This window comes from uncultured Maricaulis sp. (genome assembly GCF_963975345.1).
Lineage (GTDB): Bacteria > Pseudomonadota > Alphaproteobacteria > Caulobacterales > Maricaulaceae > Maricaulis.
In genome coordinates this window covers 26064-41208 of record NZ_CAXBGE010000002.1, presented here as the reverse complement: position 1 = coordinate 41208, position 15145 = coordinate 26064, and the positions used below count along the sequence as shown (strand labels likewise).

Sequence of the window (15145 nt, the reverse complement as noted above, 5' to 3'; positions counted from 1 at the left end):
GGATAGTACAGGTGTCGTTATTGTCATTTTGTTTACTATAGCCACGGTTCGCTGATATATAGATTTTGTTAATCACGAATATTTACCGGCCTTAAATTCTTCTCGTGTCTATTGGTCAGCGTTCAGGAGGGGTCGGGACGGATCGTCTCCTGGTGGTGTGGAACTTTCACGGGAGTAAAAAAAATGAAGATGATTTCTCGCTTTTTCAAAGACGAATCTGGTGCCACTGCAATCGAGTACGGCCTCATCGCCGCTCTGATCGCCGTTGTCATTATCGGCGCTGTCACGGCGCTCGGCACCGAGCTGTCCGGCAATTTCACCGCGATTACCGCGGCGATCTAAACCGGCACCCAGAATACCGGGTAAAAGCGAGGCCGCTCCGAAAGGGGCGGCCTTTGTTTTGCGTAGCCGTCACTGTACTGTCGATATATTGCATATCGCCAACCAGCTATTAATGCTCTCGCGCTAGTTTCACCCCGTTGCGAACGGGGACTCAGATATGCTTCTTCAAATTACCAGCCTGGCCCTGATCGGCCTGGTTCTGTTTGCGGGCTTCTGCGACGCGACCCGGTTCACCATCCCCAATTGGCCTGCCATCGCCATTATTGCCCTGTTTCCGATCGCCGCTTTGCTGGCCGGGCTGGGTTGGGCCGAGCTTGGCAATCATCTCCTGGCGGGCGTCCTGGCTCTGGTGTTCGCGATGGCGCTGTTTGCGCCCGGATGGATCGGTGGCGGCGACGGGAAATTGTTTGCAGCGGTCGCGCTCTGGTTTGGTTGGCCCGGCGTCATCGTGCTGCTGGCGCATACGGCATTGGTCGGCGGCGCTCTTGTCCTGCTTTTGCTTTTGCTCCGCTTTTCTCTGCCTGCACTGGGTGTTTCGCCCGAAAAGCTGGCGGGAACGGCGCTCGCGACCGGCGCTCCAGTCCCCTACGGGATTGCGATCGCGGGTGGGGTGATATGGAGCCTGCCGGCTACGGTTTTTGCAGTCACGTTCTAGGGCGCGGCGGAAAATTGCATGATAGGCGGCAATGATACGCAATAATTAACGCGACTTTGAGGAATTGGACGTCTCATCACAGGTGTATTTGTGTGCCTGAGAGGTTTGAGCGTCCTATGAACGCCGTCCGTATTGCCATTCTGGTCGCTGCAGCGATCGCCGCCATCGCCGTCGCATTCTTTGTTCGTCAGGCGATGACGACACCGGCTGCGCCCGAGCCTGTCGTGGTTGAGCAACGCCCGGTCGTACGCATTCTCGCGGCGCGGCGTGATCTGGCGATTGGCGAGCGCGCCAGCGCCGCTGATTTCTATTGGCAAACCTGGCCCGACGAGGCGATGAGCCCAGGCTATATCGTCGAGAATCAGGGGCAGGGTATTGAAGATTTCGCCGGTTCCGTGGTTCGTGCCCCAATCGGGGAGAGTGAACCGATCACCGGCCGCCGCTTGGTACAGCCCGGCGATGCCGGCTTCATGGCTGCCGTATTGGCGCCGGGCATGCGCGCCGTTGCGGTGCCGATTTCCGCCGAACGCGGTGCAGGTGGCTTCATCCTGCCGAATGACCGCGTGGATGTGATTGTTTCCTTTGAGGAAGATGTGCAGGGACAGCGCGGCTCAACCCGCGCCTATGTTGCCCGCACCATCGTTGAAAATGCGCGCGTGCTGGCGATCGACCAAGCGTTTGGTGGCGAGAACGGCGCAGAAAATGTTGTCGGCGAGACTGCCACACTGGAACTGACGCCGGATCAGGCGCGAGCCGTTTCGCTCGCCATCGCGCGCGGCGATATTACGCTCGTGCTGCGCAGCCTGCTCGATAATGAAGGCGGCCCCGTGCTGCTCAATGGCGGCGAAGCGCCGACCCGCGCTGGCGACAGCGAATCCTCCAATTCCAGGCAACGCAATGTGACCCTGATCCGTTACGGACATTCACAGACCGTCGCCCTCGCTGACGATAATTGAGGTCTGAGGTGATGATCCGCTCCCTGTTCCTGTTCGCCGCATTGGCGATGACTGCGCCCGGCCTGGCGCAGGCGCCTGGCACTGAGCGCGGCAACACCATGCAGGTCAATATTCGCGCGCCCGGTGATGGCCCGGTTTCCCAAAGCTTGCTGCTGCCGCTCGACAAAGCCGCCGTGATCAACCTGCCGGTCGATGCGGCCGATGTTCTGGTGACCAATCCCGCTATCGTGCAGGCCGTGATCCGCACGCCGCGTCGCGCCTATCTGCTCGGCATGGGGGTTGGGCAGACCAATGCTTTCTTCTTCGATGCCGATGGCCAACTCATTCTCGATCTCGATCTGCGCGTCGAGCGTGATCTCGACCCACTGCAGGAATCGCTCAACCGCTTCCTGCCCAATGCCCGCGTCACGGCCGAAGCGATGAATGACCATATCGTCCTGTCCGGCTCTGTGCCGAGCGCGAGCGATGCCGATACGGCGCTGAGCATTGCCCAACGCTGGGTCGATGATCCGGCGCAAATTCTCTCGATGTTGACTGTTGAGGGCCGCGACCAGGTGATGCTCAAAGTGCGCATTGTCGAGATGCAGCGCTCCATCGTGCGGCAATTGGGCGTCAATTTGAACGGCACCACCAATTTCGGCGAGTTCGTGCCGCCGGTCCGCGTGCCGCGCTATCAGAATCTCAATGGCCTCGACGTCCCGGTGCTCGACACCAATGGCAATCCCGTCGTCGACACGATCTCGGCCGGCTCCTATGGCAGCTCGACCAATGTCGGGACGCAGAATGGCTATGGCGTCGCCGGCCGCGCTCTGGGCGGTTTGCTGATGGGCGGTACGCTCAACAACATGGTCGATGGCGTGTTGCAGAGCTCGATCGGCGCGACCCTGAATGCGCTTGAGCGCGTCGGGCTGGTGCGCACTTTGGCCGAGCCCAATCTGACGGCGATCACCGGCGAAGCAGCCAATTTCCTCGCCGGCGGCGAATTCCCGGTCCCGACCGGCCGCGACCGCGACGGTAATGTCATCATCGAATACAAGCCGTTCGGCGTCGGGCTCGGCTTCACGCCGGTCGTGCTGTCGGAAGGCCGCATCAGCATGCGGATCTCGACCGAGGTTTCCGAATTGTCGTCCGAGGGCTCGTTGGTTCTCAACCAGACGGTCACCACTGACGGCGCCGGCAATCAGGTCATCGTGCCCGGCTTGACCATTCCGGGCCTGACGGTCAACCGTACCGAGACCACGGTCGAACTGCCCTCAGGCGGCAGCCTGGTCCTGGCGGGTCTGATCCGCGAAGAGACCCGGCAGAATCTCGACCAGGTTCCAGGTATCGGCAATGTACCGATCCTCGGCTCGCTGTTCCGTTCGCGCGACTTCCTCAACCATGAGACTGAATTGGTCATCCTGGTCACACCCTATCTGGTCGATCCGACCAATCCCGCCGCGATGACGACGCCTGCGGACGGATACCAGAATGCCAATGAGTTGGATGCCAATCTGTTTGGCCGCCTCAACCGGATCTATTCCGTGCCGGGCGCCGATACCGGCAACCGGGCCTGGAATGGTCCCATTGGCTTCCTGTTTGAATAGTGGAGTATCTGATCGTGTTGAAATCCAGCGCCAAACTCCTGCTGATCGCCCTGTTCGGGTCGGTGACGCTGGCTGCCTGCTCGACGACGCCAGTCGGTCTCGACCTGCCGCAACCGACAGCGGTCGCCGAGACCTATCGCGCCGACATGGCTGTCGATCCGCGCGATAATGGCCTGACCTGGGCTCAGCAAGGCATGCTTTCGGCTATCGCCACCGAGTACAAGGTGCGCGGCCATGGCCCGTTGGTGATCAGCTATCCGCAGGGTGCCGCCAATGAAGACGCCGCGATTGGCGTGATCGCCGCATCACGCACCTATCTCTATGAGCAAGGCCTCGACTGGCGGCAGATCGCTGGCGGTGCCTATGATGCGCGCCGGCAGGGCAATGCCGCCGTGATCTTCTCGTTCACGCGCTATCGCGCCGTCGCTCCTGATTGCATGCAGAGCTGGGAAGATCAGCGTCCGGATTTCGACAATCGGCATTCGGAACGCTTCGGCTGTTCGCTGGCGACCAATCTGGCCGCGATGATCAGCGATCCGCGTGATCTGATCGCGCCGCGCACGATGGGGCCATCGGATGCCGGGCGCCGGCAGACTGTTCTCGAAGGCTACCGGGCCGGCGAATCAACAACCAGCGAACGCAGCGACCATGAAAGTGGCGCCGTTAGCACTATCGGCAATTAGTCCAGGGGTGGAAGGAGCGATCATGGCTGACGCAAAACATGCCCTGAACAGGGACGCAATTTTGGAGGGGGACGACCCCTTTCTCGACGCTTCGGATATCGAGCGGCTGATGCTCGGCGAGCCCGCACCGAGTGCTGCGCCGGTCTCCGCGCAGGCCGAGGCGCCGTTCGAGGCGGAGCCTGAGCGAGGCGGGCGCCGTTTCGGAGCCGGCGCACCGCTGGTCGAGGATGAGTTCACTGACAGTTTCCAGTCGGAAGCCCCGGCGCCTGCGCCAACGCCTGCGACGCCGCCGCAAAGCACGCTCGATGCCGAATTTGCGGAGTTGCAGGACGAATTCATGGCGACGCAGGCGGCGATGCCGGCCGGCGAAGCCCTGTTCGGCGAAATCGACCGCGATGTCACCGACCAGCCAGTGCCGCGAATCTCGATTGCTGCCTTTTGCGAGCGCCCCGAGACCGGCGCCCTGGTTCACAATGCCGCCGGCGACCGGCGGTTGGCCAAGGCGCATCTGACCGTTGAACTGGGCGGGCTGCCTGCTGCGATCGAACGCTATCATGATGCGACGACGCCCAATTTGCTGATCGTCGAATCCGGCATGCGCGGCCAAGGCCTGTTCGAACAGCTCGAAGAGCTGGCCAGCGTCTGCGATCCGGACACCAAGGTGATCATCATTGGCGCCGCCAATGATATCGCCCTCTACCGCGAATTGATGAAGCGCGGCGTTAGCGAATATCTCGTGCCGCCAATGACGCCGCTGCACCTGATCCGCTCAATTTCCGACCTGTTCCTCGATCCCGATCAACCCTTTGCCGGAAAGACCATCGCCTTTATCGGTGCCAAGGGCGGGGTCGGCTCATCGACCGTGGCGCATAATTGCTCCTGGGCGCTGGCGGAAGGCCTGCACACCGATGCTGTGCTGGTCGATCTCGATCTGTCCTTCGGCACCGCTGGTCTCGATTTCAACCAGGATCCGGCCCAGACTTTGGGCGATGCGCTCAATGAGCCCGACCGGTTGGATGACGCGCTGCTCGACCGGCTTCTGGTGCGCTGTACCGAACGTCTGAGCCTGTTTTCCGCCCCGGCCACGCTCGACCGTGACTGGGAGTTCTCCCCGAGTGAGTACGAGATGGTGCTCGATAAAGTGCGCCGTCAGGCACCCTATGTTGCCCTCGACCTGCCGCATCTCTGGATGCCCTGGGTGCGCCAGACCTTGCTTTCTGCCGACCAGGTTGTGGTTACCGTGACGCCGGATCTGGCCTCGCTGCGCAATGCCAAGAATCTGTTCGACCTGATCGCCGGCGCGCGTCCCAACGACGACTTGCCGAAAGTCGTGGTCAATATGGCGGGCATGCCGAAGCGGCCGGAAATTCCAGTGAAAGATTTTGCCGACGCGCTCGGCACGCAACCGGCCTTGGTGCTGCCGTTTGAGCCGCAATTATTCGGCAAGGCGGCCAATAACGGCCAGATGATTACCGAGCTCGACCCGAAATCCAAAGCGGCTGATGGCTTCGCCCATCTTGCCGGTTTGGTCACCGGGCGCACGGCCGCGCCGCTGCGCAAGCGCTCGCTCGCCTCAAAATTGTTCGGAGGCTAACCCGTCATGTTTGGCAAACGGGCTGGAGGTCCTTCACCGACGCCGGCACCGGCGGCGCCAACCCAGCAAAAGGTTGAGCCCCGTGCTGAGCCCGTTGCCAGCAGCGCGACGCGCCCGGCCTCAAACTCAACGGCGGGCGCTGGCGGCAAGCTGACCGCAAAACCGGCTGCCAAGCCGGTCAACAAGCTGGCCGCCAAGGCTGCGCCGCGCGTCGCTCGTGCGTCGGCCGACCAAAGCGGTGGCCGCTCCGAAGAATATTACGCGATCAAGACAACGATCTTCAACGCCCTGATCGACACGATCGATCTGGGGCAATTATCGCGTTTGGACCAGGAGACGGCCGCGGAGGAAATCCGCGACATCGTCACCGAGATCATCTCGATCAAGAATGTTGCGATGTCGATCGCCGAGCAGGAACAACTGCTCCAGGACATCTGCAATGACGTGCTCGGCTATGGCCCGCTTGAGCCCTTGCTGGCGCGCGACGACATCTCCGACATCATGGTCAATGGCGCCGACGCCGTCTTCATTGAAGTCAATGGACGGGTCGAGAAGACAAATATCCGCTTCCGCGACAATGCCCAGCTGATGAATATCTGCCAGCGCATCGTCAGCCAGGTCGGCCGCCGGGTCGATGAGAGCTCGCCGATCTGCGATGCGCGCCTCGCCGATGGCTCCCGCGTCAACGTCATCGCGCCGCCGCTGGCGCTGGACGGACCGACCCTGACGATCCGGAAGTTCAAAAAAGACAAGCTGACCATGCCCGATCTGGTCAATTACGGCTCGATCACACCAGAGGGCGCCAAGGTTCTCGCTGTCATCGGCGCCAGCCGCTGTAACGTGCTGATTTCTGGCGGTACCGGTTCCGGCAAGACGACGCTGCTCAATTGTATGACCGGCTTCATTGAACTCGATGAGCGGGTTGTGACCTGCGAAGACGCCGCCGAACTGCAATTGCAACAGCCGCATGTGGTGCGCCTTGAAACCCGGCCGCCCAATCTGGAAGGCAGCGGCGAGGTCACTATGCGTGATCTGGTCAAGAACTGTCTGCGCATGCGCCCTGAACGCATCATCGTCGGCGAGGTCCGCGGACCTGAATCCTTCGATTTGCTGCAGGCCATGAATACCGGCCATGACGGCTCGATGGGCACGCTGCACGCCAACTCGCCACGCGAGGCGATGGCGCGGATTGAATCCATGATCACGATGGGTGGCTATAACCTGCCGACCCGCACGATCCGGGAAATGATCGTCGGTTCGATTGATGTCATCGTTCAGGCGGCCCGCCTGCGTGACGGATCGCGCAAGATCACCCACATCACCGAAGTTGTCGGCATGGAGGGCGAAGTGATCGTCACCCAGGACCTCTTCCTCTATGAAATCCAGGGTGAGGATGATGATGGCCGTATTACCGGGCGTCATGTCTCCACCGGAATTGCACGTCCGAAATTCTGGGACCGCGCCCGCTATTTCGGGCTCGACCGCGAATTGGCCGCTGCGCTCGACGCGTCGGAGGCCTGACCGTGAGCCCCGATTTTGCCTTCATCCTCGCCGCTGCAGCTGCCTTCTTTGCGGTTGGCGGCGTCGGCTGGGTTACCCTCGGCGCGATGGGTGATGCCCAGTCGAAGAAGCGGTTGGACCGCGCCGTTGGCGGCCGGGCGACGCGCGGCAAACGCACCGCCACAGTCCTCGATGGTGCCGCCCAGCGCCGCCGTCAGGTCCAGGATTCGCTGAAGGATATGGAGCAGCGCCAGAAGGATATCCGAAAGAAAGCGATTACCCTCAAGGCGCGCATCCAACAGGCCGGCATGACCTTCACGCCGAGCGCGTTCTGGATCGCTTCGGCGGGCATGGGCGTTGCGGGGCTTCTTATTGCGCTGGTGACGGGGCAGAGCCTGCTGGTTTCGGCTGGCATTGCGCTGGTGTCCGGGATGGGCATGCCGCGTTGGACGCTGGGCCTGTTGTCGTCACGCCGGAAAGGAAAGTTCACCGGCGAATTCGCCAATTCCATCGACATCATCGTGCGCGGCGTCAAATCCGGTCTGCCGCTGAATGAGTGTCTCAACATCATCGCGCGCGAATCCCCCGAGCCGATCTGTTCCGAATTCCAGCTTTTGACCGAAGGGCTGCGGGTTGGCCAATCGCTCGACGACGCGCTCGAAAAAATGTGCGAACGCATGCCTTTGTCCGAGTTGAATTTCTTTCGCACCGTCTTGGTCATCCAGCAGAAGACGGGCGGCAATCTGGCCGAAACCCTGGGCAATCTGTCCGGCGTTTTGCGGGCGCGCCGTATGATGCGCGAGAAGATCGAAGCGCTGTCCGGGGAGGCCAAGGCCTCGGCCTTTATTATCGGCTCGCTGCCGCCCGGCGTGCTCGCGATCGTCTACGTCACAACGCCCGATTATATGAGCCAGATGTTCGTTCACCCGACCGGGCAGCTGATGCTGCTGGGCGGCGCGACCTGGATGGCGATCGGCATTTTCGTGATGCGCGGCATGATCAACTTCAAAATGTGAGGCGATGAACATGTTCGGCATCAGCTTCAACGCGATACGCGACTTCCTGACAGATCCCCAATCGCTGGTGATGATGGTGTCGGCCATTTTGGTCTTCGCCACGATTGTCACGCTGTCGGCGCCGATGATGGGCGGCGACAATCTGGACAAGCGGGTCAAATCGGTGCGCAACCGGCGTGAGGAGTTGCGCAAGCGCAATCGTGAGCAGCTCGAGGCCAATTCACGCGGGCGGAGCGGCGGTTCGATTCGCAGTGTCGAGGCCAAGGGCGTGATGCGCAAGGTTGTCGATTCGCTCAATCTGCAAAAGGCTTTCGAAGACCCGACCCTGGAGTTGAAGCTGCAGCAAGCCGGCTTTCGCGGCAATCGCCCGACGGTGACGTTCTACTTCTTCCGCTTGACGATGCCCTTCGTGCTGTTGTTCGGCGCCCTGTTCTACGTCTTCATGGTCGATGATTTCGGCCTGCCGACCATAACCCGTATCTGCTTCTCTCTCGGCTTCGGCCTGCTCGGCTATTACGCGCCAAATCTCTATCTTTCCAACGCCGCCGCCAAGCGCCAGCAATCGATCATGGGCTCCTTTCCTGACGGGCTGGATCTGCTGTTGATCTGCGTCGAGGCCGGCATGTCGATCGAGGCGGCTTTCCATAAGGTTGCCTCGGAAATCGGCACTCAATCGCTCGAACTGGCTGAGGAATTGTCGCTGACGACCGCCGAACTGGCCTATTTGCCGGATCGCCGCATCGCCTATGAAAACCTCGCCAAGCGCGCCAACCACCCCGGTGTGAAGGCCGTGTGCACCTCGCTGATCCAGGCTGAGCGCTACGGGACGCCGCTGGGGCAGGCCTTGCGGGTGATGGCAAAAGAAAATCGCGACATGCGGCTGGCCAATGCCGAGAAAAAAGCCGCCGCCCTTCCCGCCAAATTGACAGTGCCGATGATTGTCTTCTTCCTGCCTGTGTTGTTCGTGGTTATCCTCGGACCCGCCATCATTCGTTTCAATAGCATGTGATGGTTTTGGATTGGCGCGCTACTTGAATGGCGAGCCGCATGTTGGACAGGTGGACACAGCCCATGTTTTCCGGGCGCAAATCGGCGGACAAGCTCCGCGACCAGATCGAAGCGGCTGATCAGGCCGTTGCTTCTGCCATGGCGGCCATCGCCGAGGAGGATGTCGCACTGGCACGCCGGGAATTGTCTGCGGCCCCCAAAACCCATTTTGCCGATATGGGCTGGAAGGTCGATCTCGCTACAGCGATGATCGAGCTCAAATCGGGACGCCGCAAACAGGGCATCCAGAAACTGATCAATATCTGTTCCCGGCTCGACGACACCTCGATGGGCCGCGACGACAAGAATTACCTGCGACTTTATGCGCTCTACCGTGCCAGCGAGGCCTCAAAGGGCGGCAAGGCTCCGATGGAGATGCGGGTGCTGGTGGAGGATTTCCGCTTCGACCACACGATGGTCACGCCGCTCTTGCGCAAAGACTTCCCGCTCAAGAAAATGGATGACGCCGAAATCGCGCCGCCACCCCCGCCGCCACCGGTTCCTGTCACTGGAAACTGACTTACGGTTTTGATCGTTGCGGGACCAGTTTAGTCGGTGCGCAGCGAATCATAGCTGCGGCGTGAGGTCAGCATTGAGCGGATATAGGCCATGTTGGCCTGTGCCATTTCGGGCGTCACATCGTAGCGCGCCATTTGTTCTGCCTCGTCGAATCGGCCCTGCAAGGCAATCACCAGCGCTAGATTTTGCCGGACAGTCGCCTCGGCGCCGGGCCGGGCCATCGCTTCACGCAACATGCGTTCCGCCATCTCGGCTTCACCTGAGAGTGCGTGGGAGAGCGCCAGGTTGGACATCACCGATGGTTCGCCAGGGGAGAGGGCGAGCGCGTCGCGAAAATACTGCTGGGCCTGCGCCGAGAGGCCGCCCTGCTCATAGGCAACCCCCAGCGTGTTGAGGATGTGCCAATTGCCCGGATCGGCTTGCGCGGCGCGTTGCAGGGATTCGGTCGCGCGCGAGCCGCGGCCAATCGAGGTGAGGGCGGTGCCATAGGCGAGCAAGAGCTGCGGGCTGTCCGGGTGAAGGGCGAGCGATTGCTGCGCAATCTCGATCGCGCGCTGTGGGTTACCCAACTGGCGCAGCGCGTTGGACAATTCATAGGCGGCTTCGAGATCGGACGGGTTGAGCTCGTGCGCTTCGGCCCAGAACGTCGCCTGGGTCAGCATGTCCTGGCTGCGGATCGCCGTGCGCTGCTGGTCCGTCGCGGGCACGATGCTGCGGGCGTCAAGCGAGGCGGCCAGTGCCTGTTCGTCGTCGGTGCGGCCGGTCGTTGCGCAGGCGCTCAATGTCAGGACGGCGAAGGGGAGAAGAATATGTGAGATGCGCATGATCGGACCATTTACTGCGAGCGTGGCTTGAATCTGCGCCCGCCCGGTCAAGAATGCGTTAAGACAAATATGTGCCGCCGGTCTGGCCGCAGACGGACTCCACAAGAAAGGTTAACTGCCATGAATGCCTTCTTTTCCACGTCCGCTTTGGCGCGGACCGTCCGTTTGGTGACCCAGGACAAACGCGACGAGGTGATCGCCCAGTTGCCCGCCGCTGAACGTCCGCTCGCGGCTGGTTTCACAGCCAAGCCGGGGCAGATCGTGTTGCTGCCCTCTGACAGTATTTGCGGCGCCCTGTTTGGCGTTGGCAACGGGCTCGACGCTTTTGCGCTTGGGGCGGCGGCGTTTGGCCTGCCCGAGGGCGATTGGCAGGTCGACGAAATCCCTGAGGCCCTCAATCCGGGCATGGTTTCGCTGGCTTGGGCACTGGGCAGCTATCGATTTACCCGCTTCAAGGCCGCTGAGCGCGCGCCTGCGCGTCTCGTGCCGCCCGCGGGCACCGATATCACCGAGATTGCCTCCATCGCCTCTGCGGTGATGCTGACGCGCGATCTGGTCAATTCGCCGGCCGACATCATGGGCCCGGAGGGGCTCGAAGCGGCTTTTCGCAAGCTGGCCAAGGAGCATGGTGCCAAGGTGAATGTGACCAAGGGCGATGCGCTGTTGAAGCAGAATTTCCCGATGATCCATGCCGTCGGCCGCGCCGCCGGGGAGGCGCCGCGCCTGCTCGAACTGGAATGGGGCGATCCGGCCCATCCGCGTCTGGCGCTGGTCGGCAAGGGCGTGTGTTTCGATAGCGGCGGGCTCGATCTGAAACCGGCCTCCGGCATGCGCTGGATGAAGAAGGATATGGGGGGCGGCGCCAATGCGATGGGCTTGGCCCAGCTGGTGATGGCGGCGAAATTGCCGGTCAGGCTGCACCTCTTGGTTCCGGCAGTGGAAAATGCGGTCGGTGCCGATGCCTTCCGGCCAGGCGACATTCTCGTCTCACGCAAGGGTATTACAGTCGAAATCGACAATACCGATGCGGAAGGCCGCCTGGTGCTGGCCGATGCCCTGGCACGGGCCGTCGAGGATGAGCCAGACCTGTTGCTCGACTTCGCGACGCTCACTGGTGCAGCGCGGGTGGCGCTTGGTCCTGAGGTGATGCCCTTCTACACAGGCGATGAGGCGCTGGCGTCTGAGATTGCCGCCGCTGGCGATGCCGTCGGCGACCCGGTCTGGCGCATGCCGCTCTGGGACGGCTATGACCGCGAAATCGACGGCGATATCTCTGATATCGTCAACAGCGCCGCGATACCGATGGCCGGCTCGATCACGGCGGCCCTGTTCCTGCGCCGCTTCGTCGGCACATCGAAATGGGTGCATTTTGACATTTTCGGCTGGAATCTGAAGGACCGGCCCGGCCGGCCCAAGGGCGGCGAGATGCAGGGCGCGCGCGCCGTTTACCAAATGCTCAAACAGCGCTTCGTAAAATAGCTTTGAATCGATAGCCGTTTCGGGGTTGCAGCATGGCTTCACAGGCGATGACATCGCTTGAGATGATGCGACGTGTCTCTTCAGACGCGGTGCGCGGCGCTGCGGCTGATCTCACAGCGCGGCAATTTGCGCTGTTGCTGGCGATCTTCATGCGTCCTGGGCCGCATAGCGTGCGCGAGCTGGCGCAGGTGCTCGACCTGCCCAAACCGGCGGTGACCCGGGCCCTCGACGTCTTGCAACGCCATGGCTTTATCCGGCGCAAGCGTGATCAGGCCGACCGGCGCGATGTCTCGGTACACCGGACTGTCAAAGGCGCCGTGTTTCTGTACGATTACGGTGAAACCGTCGCCCATCGCGCCGAGGAGACTGCCACTTGCCCGCCCTGGATCCCCGCCTCACACCCGCACGCCCCGATCTCGCCGCGGCCCATCTGAAGGGCCAGGTCGAGGCGGAGCGCTTTGTCGAACCGGTTGATCGCCAGGCCATTGCCGCCTCGGTGCCGATCCGCCGTACGCCAGAACCGCATGGCGCCGTCGATGATCAGCTGCTGGCCGGCGATATCTTTGCCTTGCTTGAGGAGAAGGATGGCTGGGGCTGGGGTTATTCCCGTGCCGACGGCTTTGTCGGCTGGGTCGAGTTGCTGGCGCTGAGCGAGGACGTCGAACCGGTCGATCATCGCGTCACGGCGCTGCGGACCTATGCCTTCTCCGAGCCCGACTTGAAATCTGAACCCAATCTTCTGCTGTCGCTGAATTGCAGTTTCAGGGCGGGCCGCCGCGAGAGCCGCTATGTCGAGGCGATCGGTCTGGGCTGGGTCTTCACCCCGCACGCCGCGCCGCTGGACGAGCATGCCGACGATTTCGTCGCGGTCGCGGAGTCCTTTCTCGGCGCACCCTATCTGTGGGGCGGCAAGGAAAGTCTCGGGCTGGACTGCTCGGGCTTGGTGCAGATGGCTTTGTTGGCGACCGGCATCCCGGTGCCGCGCGATTCGGATCAACAGGAGGCGCACCTCGCGGCCAGCTGGACCGATGTGACCCAGAGCCCAACGCGTGAGCGCGGCGATGTCGTCTTCTGGCCAGGCCATGTCGGCATCATGACCGATAGCGAACATCTTCTGCACGCCAATGGCCATTGGATGGATGTAACGCTGGAAGCCTTCGATGAGGCGGAGCAACGCATCCGGGAAGGGCATGCCCCGGTCCGCAAGATTTTTCGCCCGGTCTGACGTCCAGATTCAAGCTGGGTTTCGGGCAGAAAAAGGCCCCCGGAACTGATGTTCCGGGGGCCTTTTTGTACTCAGTGCGTTTGAGGCCTAATGGCCTTCGCCCGGGACTTCAGCAGGCGCTGTGGCATCCTGCGTCGCAGGTATGTCCGTGGCAGCCGCAGCGTCTGTCACGGCCGTGTCGACAGCGGCCGCAGTCTGAACTGGCAGTGGATCAGGCAAAGCAACAGGCGCTTCTGAAAGGCTGCGCAGATAGGCGATCAGGTCCATGCGCTGGCCTTCGTCACGCAAGCCGGCAAAGGTCATCGCCGTGCCTGGTGCATAACGGGCCGGGCTTTCGAGGAAAGCGTTCAAGCGCGCATAATCCCAAGCGCCGCCAAGGGCGTGCAGGGCGTCGCTGTAATTAAAGTCTGGCACGCTCGCGATCTGGCGGCCGACGACATCCCAAAGGTGTGGACCGGTGCCGTTGGCGCCGCCATTCTCAAAATTATGGCAGGACTGGCATCGGCGGGCGACGCGTTCGCCGGCGCTGGCATCCGCGCTCGCGAGCAACAGACCGTAATCGGTCGGGCCTGCGACAACGGCCTGTTCCGTCGTTGCCGAGCCGCTCTCAAGCGCAGCCCAGTTGACCGGATAAGCCGTGTTCTCGGCCGTCAGCGCCTCGGGTGCGTGGGATTTCACCAGCATATGCCCGACTTCAGTGATGACCAGAATGGCAAGAATGCCGCCAATAATGACGCCAGCAATCTTGTTAAAGAAGAGATCGCCCATCGACGCCCCCGTTACGATTTAGCCGAAAGTTGGAGCCGTGTTTGGCATGCGCCGCGCCTACAGGCAACAGGCCAGGGTGTTCTTGTGCATGCGGTATCACGCCGCATTACCCGTCTATCCCAAGTACATGCGCGATATCTGCGGCCCCCTTGCGGGCGTGCGCCCGCCTTCCCACTTGCCCTATCTGGGAAAATCCGACCTCGCGGCCCCGGCTGGCTACAGACTGTATTTGCCGCAGAAGTGCCACATTCACAGCCTTGAAAATGCGGGAGAGCGGGGCGAAATCAAAACTCTCGAAAGCACGCATGTCGCGTGCATTACAAGTATGTAAGCTAGGGTTATATCATCATGATGCGTTCCATTCTCGCTGCTTCCCTCTCGGTTCTCGCGCTCGGTTCGATCGCGCAGGCCCAGGACGCAAGCTACACCCTCGGCGCCGGCTATGAGCGATTTAGCGGTGACGGTGTTGATCTCGATTCCGTCGTGTTTCGTGGTCGCTATGACTTCAACCAGTATTTCGGTGTCGAAGGCCAAGCCAATATCGGTGTCGGCGACGACAGCGTGACCGTGCTCGGCACGACGGCCGATGTCAGCCTCGACTACGCTGTTGGCGTGTTCGGTGTTGTGCGTCCGTTCAGCAATGAACACGGCAATGTTTTCCTGCGCGCCGGCTATACCAACTCGCAGATCGACGCGAGCGTTCCTGGCTTCTCGGCCAGCGCCGACTCTGATGCCTGGGCTTATGGCGTTGGCGGCGAATACCTGATCGACGGCCGTAATGGCGTCCGGTTGGACTACACCAATTTCGACTATCAAGATGGTGGCAGTTCTGACGTCTATGGTGTCAGCTATGTGCGTCGCTTCGGCGGCTAATCGGGTCGAACCGATAATGGGAGAGGGCCGTGCGCTGAGCGTGCGGCCCTTTTCATTGGGCGCGCTCTGGAGGTGGTG

At 61.6% G+C, this 15145-nt stretch carries 16 protein-coding genes; 14 read left to right on the top strand and 2 right to left on the bottom strand.

The window, feature by feature from the left end; translation table 11 throughout:
- Positions 1-183 precede the first annotated feature (183 nt).
- The 10 genes from AAC029_RS01890 (at position 184) to AAC029_RS01845 (ending at position 9898) form a co-directional block, all read left to right on the top strand.
- Positions 184-342, top strand: a complete 159-nt coding sequence (locus AAC029_RS01890; protein ID WP_339743363.1) for a Flp family type IVb pilin — start codon at positions 184-186, stop codon at positions 340-342.
- Positions 343-499: 157 nt separating this feature from the next.
- The gene (locus AAC029_RS01885) at positions 500-997 is read left to right on the top strand and encodes a prepilin peptidase (protein ID WP_339743361.1); all 498 of its coding nucleotides are present in this window, start codon (positions 500-502) and stop codon (positions 995-997) included.
- A gap of 116 nt (positions 998-1113) precedes the next feature.
- A complete protein-coding gene (gene cpaB / locus AAC029_RS01880; protein WP_339743359.1) occupies positions 1114-1953 on the top strand; it encodes a Flp pilus assembly protein CpaB in 840 nt (279 codons plus the stop codon).
- 11 nt (positions 1954-1964) lie between these two features.
- The gene (locus AAC029_RS01875; protein WP_339743357.1) at positions 1965-3539 is read left to right on the top strand and encodes a type II and III secretion system protein family protein; all 1575 of its coding nucleotides are present in this window, start codon (positions 1965-1967) and stop codon (positions 3537-3539) included.
- Positions 3540-3553: 14 nt separating this feature from the next.
- Positions 3554-4222: a CpaD family pilus assembly protein gene (locus AAC029_RS01870; RefSeq protein ID WP_339743355.1), complete on the top strand. Its 669-nt coding sequence runs from the start codon at positions 3554-3556 to the stop codon at positions 4220-4222.
- A gap of 22 nt (positions 4223-4244) precedes the next feature.
- Complete coding sequence (locus AAC029_RS01865) at positions 4245-5816, top strand: AAA family ATPase (protein WP_339743353.1); 1572 nt, start codon at positions 4245-4247, stop codon at positions 5814-5816.
- A gap of 6 nt (positions 5817-5822) precedes the next feature.
- Positions 5823-7337 carry a CpaF family protein gene (locus AAC029_RS01860; protein ID WP_339743351.1) on the top strand — a complete coding sequence of 505 codons (1515 nt, stop codon included), beginning with the start codon at positions 5823-5825 and terminating at the stop codon, positions 7335-7337.
- A gap of 2 nt (positions 7338-7339) precedes the next feature.
- A complete protein-coding gene (locus AAC029_RS01855; RefSeq protein ID WP_339743349.1) occupies positions 7340-8332 on the top strand; it encodes a type II secretion system F family protein in 993 nt (330 codons plus the stop codon).
- Between the two features lie 10 nt (positions 8333-8342).
- The gene (locus tag AAC029_RS01850; RefSeq protein ID WP_339743347.1) at positions 8343-9341 is read left to right on the top strand and encodes a type II secretion system F family protein; all 999 of its coding nucleotides are present in this window, start codon (positions 8343-8345) and stop codon (positions 9339-9341) included.
- Positions 9342-9403: 62 nt separating this feature from the next.
- Entirely contained in the window at positions 9404-9898 is a 495-nt protein-coding gene (locus tag AAC029_RS01845) for a hypothetical protein (RefSeq protein WP_339743345.1), read from the top strand.
- Between the two features lie 29 nt (positions 9899-9927).
- Here AAC029_RS01845 and AAC029_RS01840 read toward each other — a convergent pair whose 3' ends face one another.
- Positions 9928-10722, bottom strand: a complete 795-nt coding sequence (locus AAC029_RS01840; RefSeq protein WP_339743343.1) for a tetratricopeptide repeat protein — start codon at positions 10720-10722, stop codon at positions 9928-9930.
- Between the two features lie 120 nt (positions 10723-10842).
- Between AAC029_RS01840 and AAC029_RS01835 the strand changes: the two genes are divergently transcribed.
- Genes AAC029_RS01835 through AAC029_RS01825 form a run of 3 tightly spaced genes read left to right on the top strand, consistent with a single transcriptional unit; the run spans position 10843 to position 13426 of the window.
- Positions 10843-12201, top strand: coding sequence for a leucyl aminopeptidase family protein (locus AAC029_RS01835; RefSeq protein ID WP_339743341.1), 1359 nt, complete (start codon positions 10843-10845; stop codon positions 12199-12201).
- A 32-nt stretch (positions 12202-12233) separates the two neighbouring features.
- Positions 12234-12635 carry a MarR family transcriptional regulator gene (locus tag AAC029_RS01830; RefSeq protein WP_339743339.1) on the top strand — a complete coding sequence of 134 codons (402 nt, stop codon included), beginning with the start codon at positions 12234-12236 and terminating at the stop codon, positions 12633-12635.
- Positions 12575-13426 carry an NlpC/P60 family protein gene (locus AAC029_RS01825; protein ID WP_339743337.1) on the top strand — a complete coding sequence of 284 codons (852 nt, stop codon included), beginning with the start codon at positions 12575-12577 and terminating at the stop codon, positions 13424-13426. Before AAC029_RS01830 ends, AAC029_RS01825 begins: the two co-directional genes overlap by 61 nt.
- Positions 13427-13513: 87 nt before the next feature.
- Here AAC029_RS01825 and AAC029_RS01820 read toward each other — a convergent pair whose 3' ends face one another.
- Positions 13514-14194, bottom strand: a complete 681-nt coding sequence (locus AAC029_RS01820) for a cytochrome c family protein (protein ID WP_339743335.1) — start codon at positions 14192-14194, stop codon at positions 13514-13516.
- 348 nt (positions 14195-14542) lie between these two features.
- Here AAC029_RS01820 and AAC029_RS01815 point away from each other — a divergent pair, with 348 nt between their 5' ends.
- Positions 14543-15067 (top strand): porin family protein, encoded by a 525-nt coding sequence (locus tag AAC029_RS01815; protein ID WP_339743333.1) that lies wholly within the window; start codon positions 14543-14545, stop codon positions 15065-15067.
- Positions 15068-15145: the final 78 nt, after the last annotated feature.

Excerpts from the sequence above, each read along its gene's own strand:
- AAC029_RS01890 (WP_339743363.1), top strand. The coding sequence starts at position 184 with ATGAAGATGATTTCTCGCTTTTTCAAAGACGAATCTGGTGCCACTGCA.
- AAC029_RS01885 (WP_339743361.1), top strand. The coding sequence starts at position 500 with ATGCTTCTTCAAATTACCAGCCTGGCCCTGATCGGCCTGGTTCTGTTT.
- cpaB (WP_339743359.1), top strand. The coding sequence starts at position 1,114 with ATGAACGCCGTCCGTATTGCCATTCTGGTCGCTGCAGCGATCGCCGCC.
- AAC029_RS01875 (WP_339743357.1), top strand. The coding sequence starts at position 1,965 with ATGATCCGCTCCCTGTTCCTGTTCGCCGCATTGGCGATGACTGCGCCC.
- AAC029_RS01865 (WP_339743353.1), top strand. The coding sequence starts at position 4,245 with ATGGCTGACGCAAAACATGCCCTGAACAGGGACGCAATTTTGGAGGGG.
- AAC029_RS01860 (WP_339743351.1), top strand. The coding sequence starts at position 5,823 with ATGTTTGGCAAACGGGCTGGAGGTCCTTCACCGACGCCGGCACCGGCG.
- AAC029_RS01850 (WP_339743347.1), top strand. The coding sequence starts at position 8,343 with ATGTTCGGCATCAGCTTCAACGCGATACGCGACTTCCTGACAGATCCC.
- AAC029_RS01845 (WP_339743345.1), top strand. The coding sequence starts at position 9,404 with ATGTTTTCCGGGCGCAAATCGGCGGACAAGCTCCGCGACCAGATCGAA.
- AAC029_RS01840 (WP_339743343.1), bottom strand. The coding sequence starts at position 10,722 with ATGCGCATCTCACATATTCTTCTCCCCTTCGCCGTCCTGACATTGAGC.
- AAC029_RS01835 (WP_339743341.1), top strand. The coding sequence starts at position 10,843 with ATGAATGCCTTCTTTTCCACGTCCGCTTTGGCGCGGACCGTCCGTTTG.
- AAC029_RS01830 (WP_339743339.1), top strand. The coding sequence starts at position 12,234 with ATGGCTTCACAGGCGATGACATCGCTTGAGATGATGCGACGTGTCTCT.
- AAC029_RS01820 (WP_339743335.1), bottom strand. The coding sequence starts at position 14,194 with ATGGGCGATCTCTTCTTTAACAAGATTGCTGGCGTCATTATTGGCGGC.
- AAC029_RS01815 (WP_339743333.1), top strand. The coding sequence starts at position 14,543 with ATGATGCGTTCCATTCTCGCTGCTTCCCTCTCGGTTCTCGCGCTCGGT.